Annotated in this window: 9 protein-coding genes; 3 read left to right on the top strand and 6 right to left on the bottom strand. The window is 55.6% G+C overall.

Going from position 1 to position 6,549, the window contains the following annotated elements; genetic code table 11:
• Window positions 1–377 precede the first annotated feature (377 nt).
• Complete coding sequence (locus ACGVJ8_RS10045) at window positions 378–659, bottom strand: hypothetical protein (protein WP_392347733.1); 282 nt, start codon at window positions 657–659, stop codon at window positions 378–380.
• Window positions 660–1,403: 744 nt separating this feature from the next.
• On the bottom strand, window positions 1,404–1,691 hold the full coding sequence (locus tag ACGVJ8_RS10040; protein WP_392347731.1) for a hypothetical protein: 288 nt from the start codon (window positions 1,689–1,691) through the stop codon (window positions 1,404–1,406).
• Between the two features lie 98 nt (window positions 1,692–1,789).
• Between ACGVJ8_RS10040 and ACGVJ8_RS10035 the strand changes: the two genes are divergently transcribed.
• Window positions 1,790–2,092 carry a hypothetical protein gene (locus ACGVJ8_RS10035; RefSeq protein ID WP_392347729.1) on the top strand — a complete coding sequence of 101 codons (303 nt, stop codon included), beginning with the start codon at window positions 1,790–1,792 and terminating at the stop codon, window positions 2,090–2,092.
• Window positions 2,034–2,315, top strand: a complete 282-nt coding sequence (locus tag ACGVJ8_RS10030) for a hypothetical protein (RefSeq protein WP_392347727.1) — start codon at window positions 2,034–2,036, stop codon at window positions 2,313–2,315. Before ACGVJ8_RS10035 ends, ACGVJ8_RS10030 begins: the two co-directional genes overlap by 59 nt.
• 950 nt (window positions 2,316–3,265) lie before the next feature.
• Here the strand turns inward: ACGVJ8_RS10030 and ACGVJ8_RS10025 are convergent.
• The 3 genes from ACGVJ8_RS10025 to ACGVJ8_RS10015 all read right to left on the bottom strand — a co-directional run bounded on the left by ACGVJ8_RS10025 (window position 3,266) and on the right by ACGVJ8_RS10015 (window position 5,101).
• Window positions 3,266–3,544 carry a 2Fe-2S iron-sulfur cluster-binding protein gene (locus tag ACGVJ8_RS10025; RefSeq protein WP_392347735.1) on the bottom strand — a complete coding sequence of 93 codons (279 nt, stop codon included), beginning with the start codon at window positions 3,542–3,544 and terminating at the stop codon, window positions 3,266–3,268.
• Between the two features lie 908 nt (window positions 3,545–4,452).
• The gene (locus ACGVJ8_RS10020) at window positions 4,453–4,593 is read right to left on the bottom strand and encodes a hypothetical protein (RefSeq protein ID WP_392347725.1); all 141 of its coding nucleotides are present in this window, start codon (window positions 4,591–4,593) and stop codon (window positions 4,453–4,455) included.
• A gap of 34 nt (window positions 4,594–4,627) precedes the next feature.
• Window positions 4,628–5,101 carry a CBS domain-containing protein gene (locus ACGVJ8_RS10015; RefSeq protein WP_392347723.1) on the bottom strand — a complete coding sequence of 158 codons (474 nt, stop codon included), beginning with the start codon at window positions 5,099–5,101 and terminating at the stop codon, window positions 4,628–4,630.
• Between the two features lie 31 nt (window positions 5,102–5,132).
• Here ACGVJ8_RS10015 and ACGVJ8_RS10010 point away from each other — a divergent pair, with 31 nt between their 5' ends.
• A complete protein-coding gene (locus tag ACGVJ8_RS10010) occupies window positions 5,133–5,669 on the top strand; it encodes a CDP-alcohol phosphatidyltransferase family protein (RefSeq protein ID WP_392347722.1) in 537 nt (178 codons plus the stop codon).
• Here the strand turns inward: ACGVJ8_RS10010 and ACGVJ8_RS10005 are convergent.
• Window positions 5,638–6,549: NAD-dependent epimerase/dehydratase family protein (locus tag ACGVJ8_RS10005; RefSeq protein ID WP_392347720.1), on the bottom strand; the 912-nt coding region annotated here is incomplete at its 5' end. The two genes, ACGVJ8_RS10010 and ACGVJ8_RS10005, sit on opposite strands and share 32 nt — an antisense overlap.

Here is a 6,549-nt window from a genome sequence, read left to right as displayed (position 1 = left end):
ACTGTTCGTTGATATCAATCAAATAGCGAAAAGGTACCTGTTCGATTTGAGCAGGCACTTTTTTGATTGATACTCAGGATAAGCCTCTTCTCTTCTCAAAGAAGGAAGAGGAAGATCACAATGAACATTGAACCCAGTAGGAAGATCGAGTCGTCCTTTCTGTTGATGTCAAAGGGCTCGTGGAGCTCTGGAATCATGGGGATGAATGTTGAAGCAGTCAAGCTAAGGGACTCGGCTGTCCGTCGGCGGTTCGATGCTATTTCAATCGCGCGAATCAATGAGTCGAGCTTCATTCCGTTGCTCACTCGTTAACACATCTTAGAGTCGACTAACTGCAGATTGCTTTGAATTATTCCAGTCGTGGTCAAAGAGTCTGATCAGATTTTGTGCTGAAGTCCTGAGCCTCTTTTTCGTGATGTGATGATCGAGATATCGTCGTATCTAATGGGGAAACTGCTGCCAGCTGGTGCTCCAAGGGCAACTTCTGATGCGAAAAAGAGAAAGTCAAAATTCACTAGATTGAAATATTCTTTGCTTCCATCTAAGTCGCCGCAAGCCAGCATTTGTTCTCTGGTTTGTGGTGTGTACGTCACAAACGAAAAACAGCATGAATCCCCGGTGGCTTGCAGGTAGAGGCCTTTGAAGCGCGGTGTGCTCATCAATCAGCAATCAGCCTGCTGCCAGGTTGGAGAGTGTGGATCCCAGACGGGTTTGGAGTAGGTCCCCTTCAGTTGTCGTTGAGGTTGATCGATGCCCAGCTGGCCATGGCATTGCCTTGCAAATTCAATCGAGTTTTTGTGGTACTCCTTTCAAGGAACCAATGCTTTACCACTCCAAATGGAGAGTAGTCCGGTTTCTTTGAGCATCTGATCAAAAGCGTCAAAGTAGTTTTGCGATTGTTCCGCTGTTAGCACAGCCTCTAGTCTCGGCACCCTTAGAGACTTTTTGAATGGAGCTCTCTCCATGCATGCTTCAAAGTTTTTGGTGAGTTCCGCTTGATGGCCTTCTGTTCGACCACTCCAAAGACAACGAGACCAATCAACAATAGGCTGATCCCGATGATCAAGCTGAGATGACCAACCGGCTCTCTGGTGTTGTCCATTGGCTAAGTCTCTCCAGGCAAGCCTAAGAAGGGGTTTCTTCTCCGAGGTCCACCATCGATGGGATCTCTTGACCAGACTTCATCACGTTGCACTGACCGGCGGATGCGAGTGCTTCTAACGACTCTTTCTTCTCTCACTCGCGGCTTTCGCGCTGGTCTTGGCGACTGGGGGCAAAGATTCCGGGCGTTTTATGACCCACATCGTTTCGCGGGTGCCTCCACCAGAGCTGGGCTGCTTCCGTCAGGAGACGTTCAAACGGATGAGGGGCGCCGGCTGAAGGTTTTCAAGTGTCCGATCTGATCAGCCGTTGGCCGGCTTGGTCAGCTTGTAGAGGTTCAAGGCGAACAGGGCCATCGCGAAGCTGCCGAACAGGATGAGTAGGTCTTGGGTGCCGAAGGCCATGACTTTCGTTACAAAACTTCGTTGACTAACATAACGGAAGTGCAGGGATGCGTCGTCAAGTCGTTCCGAGGGAGCTACAGGCGAGCCTCTTTTTTTATGACCTACCCCTTTGGTGCCATCAAGACGGACCTCGAAAAAGCCTTCCGGCTTCCCGACGCTCCACCGCTTGAGCAGCTTCAGAAGCAAGATGCTGCCGAGCTGAGTGAGTCAGAACGATCGACGATTCTGTTTGAGCACCCCGGCGTCTGAGGCGTCCATACTCACCGCCCAGCAAGGGATCGACCATGGCGGTGCTTGGACGTCAGGCCATTCTTCAAGCGGTTGATGACGGCTTGATCGCTATCACGCCGTTCAACGCCGACCATGTTGGCCCTGCATCAGTGGACCTCACCCTCGGCTCCATGTTTCGGGTGTTCCGCAAGGTGCATGAAGTGATCGAGGTTTGCGATCACACCGACTACCGCGAATGCACCGACAAGTTGGAGATCCCCGACGGTGGACACATCTTGATCATGCCGGGGGGAAACCGTGCTGAGGATCACCCGCGAACGGGTCAAGCTCGGGCCAGGCCTCTGCGGTTGGCTTGAGGGCCGCAGTCGCTTTGCTTGCCTGGGGCTGGTGGTTCACATCAGTGCACCGTTTATGGGGCCGGGGATCGACAGTCAGCAGGTGCTGGAAATGAGCAACTTTGGTCCGGCTCCACTGGCGGTGGTGCCGGGCACCCTGATCTGTCAGTTCATCTTTCAGCGCATGGATGGTGAAAAGCACTACTCGGGCCGCTTCGTCGGGCAGAGCCAGAGCAGTTTTTAGGAGGGATGCCTTTCGTCATCCTGATTACCTCCTTTGAGAGGAATTACGAAACTCAACGTTGGTATCGAGCCGTTAACTCCCTGCACCGCAGCGGGTTTAAATAGCTCATTGGAGATGTACATCCTCCGCAATGTTGACTCTTCCGATTCTCTTTAGGTTCATCCTATTGGCGTTCGTCGGAGCAACCGTTGCATCTGTGGCTAACTCCAAAAAGACTTTGCCTTGCTCGCTAGTGTTTTCCTGTTGGGTCTCGGAGCATTAGAAGCAGTCCTTGCTTTCTTTGGCGTCTAATCCGTAGGACGAGCCTTGCTGGGCAAGCGAAGCCACCTCCCAAGGGTGTGGCTTCGCCGCTTCTTGCAGGTGCAAATCAACTGGAGCGCCTTTGTTGTAATTCCGGTAAAGATGCCTGGATGCATCACCGGCTATCGCTGCAACAAGCCACTGTGAGGAATTGAAGAGCCGATCCCGAAGTGGTTCCGCAATTTTAAGGTGTTTAAATATTGCCTGGCTTGTATGTACTGAAGGAGGTTTTCGGCATGTATTGCATCGAATGCCAAGTCAACGACTCTCAATGGAAGCGAGAAATCTGCTTTAAGACGGAGTTCAAAGCTTTTGTGAACGCTCGCACCAAATCAATGGCGACATTGGGCACCTATCACGGGGTGAATTCGACCTGGGCGAATCAGGTGGTTGCTGAAGTGAATGGTCTGGAGCTGGTCAAAAAGAATAGAAACAGGATTTGACTGTTCTTCGCCAGAGGAAGTCGTGTAAGCCGTGCGCATAAATGTTTACGCACTTTGCTAGGCCTGAGTCACGTCATGAGAGACGTGGGTCCCGGCATTAATCGCCGGGGCTTTTTCTTGGGACGATTCACGACCGCTAGGGTCAAGCCTTGAACATGGGAGCGGGGCGATAGGGATACCTCCCTGCCATTTTCAGCCCCAAGGACATCAAAGGTCTTCTTCGGCTTCACCAATGATCTGACAATCACTTGTTGGGTAAGCTACCCAAAGAAGAGCAAAGCCTTTGGCAATCTGTTCGTCGTCCAAGAAGCTCTGATCCGATTGATCCAGAGAGCTGCTTAAAATCTTGCCTGCGCAGGTGGAGCAGGCGCCAGCTCGGCACGAATAGGGCAGATCAGTACCAGCTTCCTCTGTAGCATCAAGGATGTACTGATCGTCGGCACATGCAAAGTTGAAGGAGTTTTCCGACGTGGTTCGTGATTTGATAGGAAGCCATTAGTTTTAATCAATGCATGCATCAATCAAAAATCAGATTGCATGCCGCTGCTGATGCATTCAAGGAAGACTTCGGGATCAATGTAGAAAGTCATGTCGGATCATTTGTGATGTCACTGATCTCTGATTTTGCAGGTCAGGTCGGTTGCTGTTGAGCGGTTTCGCTTCAACCGCTCAACTCAGAAAACCCCGGTTGCACTCAAGCAAATGAGGGTTGTGGCGAGCAGCACCCAACACACCAGCTGAAGCCATTGCGTGAGTGGAGTTCCCATGGTCCGTCAGTCGATTGGGTTATCCCATAAAGGTGGCTGATCAAACTCCTCAAGAAGGGAATTCGCTTCCGTTGCTTTGCCCATCAGCAGCAGCGTGATCACTCTTTTCCAGATGAATTTGCTCGGGCGCTCTGCTTTTTTTACCTGATGCTGGTCTTAGAACTTGCTCCGAGCAGCATCACCCGTGTCGTCATGAAATGAGCGACACAGATCTGAGCGCATCAACTACTTTGTCGTAACTCTCTCCATTGGAGGGATGACGTATCAACTGACTCCTTTTGTTCGGACACGTTGAAAGCCAAATCAAGGCCTCGCCATTGGCAGCCCAACGAGGCATGCAAAACAAGATATCAGAAGGTTTAGAGGTTGTTGCGGCTGTTGTTGTCACCGCCGGCTTGGTGGCAGGCAACCTGGTTCTGTTTTCGCCGTTGCGCGTGGATAACCGCGTGCAGCCTGCCCCGGCATCCCAAACGGTGGAACGCCCTTAGCGCTTGAACACCCCGTTGCAGTCCCCTGGAGCAGGTTTCACAAAGCAGTGACCCTCAACAGACCAATACCCCAGTACAGGAAACACCAGGCCTCGGGCTCGTGCTTCGGCTTTAACGGCATCAGTGCCTTGGGCCTGGATCAGCACGTTGCCATCGCCATCCACCAGGTCAAGAAATCCATTTCCTCGGTTTCCACTTCCTCAGTCTTCATCGTCGGGTTGGCATGCCCATGGAGGGGAACAACCGCCAGCACACAGGCCACTAGTAAGGAGCGCAGCATCGGCCTGGAAAGGGAGAACGAACGATCAGTTGAATCAGCCGTATTGATGGGAGGCGAGGGCACGCACCACGTCGCCTCGGGTGATCACGCCTACGGGAGATTGGTCGTCGTCCAGCACGAACAGGCGTTGCGTGCCCCGCTCATGCAGCTGGGATGCCGCCTTGGGCAGCGCTAACTCCGTCCCGCAGCTGTGGGAGTCTTTGCGCATCAGATCACTCACCTTGGTGCCGAGCACCTGGTGCACCTGTTTGTCCCAGTTCAAGGGATTGCGCAGGTAGATCACGCTGTCCAGCAGCATCACGTAGGGGCCGGCATCAACACCGCTCTCCCGCACCATCAGATCCTGCTCCGTCAGTTCGCCGATCAGACGCCCCTCCGTATCCACCACCGGTAAACCACTCACGTGGTGATCGCTGATCATCTGTACGGCCTGCTGCAACGGGGTGTCGGGCGTGACCGTCAGAACCGGCTGGGTCATCACATCAGCCACCGTCAGCTGCAGGACCATGATCAAGATTCAGCTCCCCACATTCTGAGCGTTGTTTCTGTCCTTGCGTTCGATTGCCAACGGACTCACCGTGGCGCGAGCCGTTGCCGGTTTCCCGCTGATCCTTGCCCTGCAGTTCGGCTGGCAAGGCTGGGCCTGGTGGTTGCTGTTGCTGGCTGGGCTCAGTGATGCGGCCGATGGCTGGCTGGCCCGGTGCGCCGGGGGTGGCAGCAGCTGGGGCGCCCGCCTGGACCCTCTCACCGACAAGGTGCTGATCGCGGCACCGTTGCTCTGGCTGGCGTCGTCCGCTGTGCTGCCGCTCTGGGCGGTCTGGTTGTTGTTGGCCCGTGAATTGCTGATCTCGGGCTGGCGCTCCCAGGCCAGTGATGGGGGGCCGGCCTCGCTGTCGGGCAAAGCCAAGACGATCCTTCAGTTCCTCAGCCTCTTGCTGATGCTCTGGCCTTCCGGCTGGATCGCTTCTCCCGGGCTTCAGAGCCTGGGCTGGTGGCTGTTCTGGCCTTCCCTCGCCCTGGCTCTGAGCTCAGCCCTGGGTTACATCACGCCCCGATCAGCACATCGTCAGAACTGAAGTCTGGCGCTGCGGTTGGGTTCAGGGCGTAGTCGTTGCTGTAGCTGTCGGCCAGGCCCTTGGCCAGGTCGAAGCTGGGTTGCCAGGCCAGTTCACGTTCCACCCGGGTGATGTCGGTGAGGAAGTGATTGAGCCGCAGGGGGAAGGCCTTGCGGGCCTTGGAGTCCAGATCGCTGGGGTTGAAGCTGCGCAGATCGAGGCCATCGGGATCGCGGCCGCAGGCCACCGCTGAGGCGCGGATCAGGCCCCGGAAGCTGATGCCCTGTTTGCCGGAGCAGTTGTAGATGCGATTGGCTGCAGCATCCACTTCGATGCAACGGGCCATCGCTTCCGCCAGATCCTCCACATGGCCCAGTTGAGTGATCGTGCTGCCGTCGCCGGGCAGTGGAATCGGACGGTTGTGGACAATGCGATCGAAGAACCAGCGTTCCACCGGGTTGTAGTTGCCCGGGCCGTAGATGTAGGTGGGCCGGAAGCTGGTGAAGGGGATGCCCTCCTTGCGCAGCCAGGCCTCGGTGTCGGCCTTGCCGGCGTGACGGCTCTGCGGATCGGTGGGGCTGGATTCATCCAGGGGCCACTGCTCCGAATCGGCATACACCCCGGCTGAACTCACGTAGACAAAGCGATGGCTAGGGGCCCCGGTGATGGCCACCACGCGGCTGCTGTCCTCCTGCTTGCGTCCGGAACTGTCGACGATCACATCGAAGCTGCGGCCCTGCAGCGCGCTGAGGCCTTCATCGCTGCTGCGATCGCCACAAAGGTGTTCCACACCGGCGGGGACGGGGTTCTTGCCGCGGGTGAAAAGGGTGAGTGCATGGCCCTGGGCCTGCAGGCGGGCCACCAGGGGCCGGCCCACGAAGCGGGTTCCCCCCATCACCAG

The sequence above is a fragment of the Parasynechococcus sp. genome, assembly GCF_042954245.1.
Lineage (GTDB): Bacteria > Cyanobacteriota > Cyanobacteriia > PCC-6307 > Cyanobiaceae > Parasynechococcus.
This window is presented reverse-complemented; position numbering and strand designations above follow the sequence as displayed.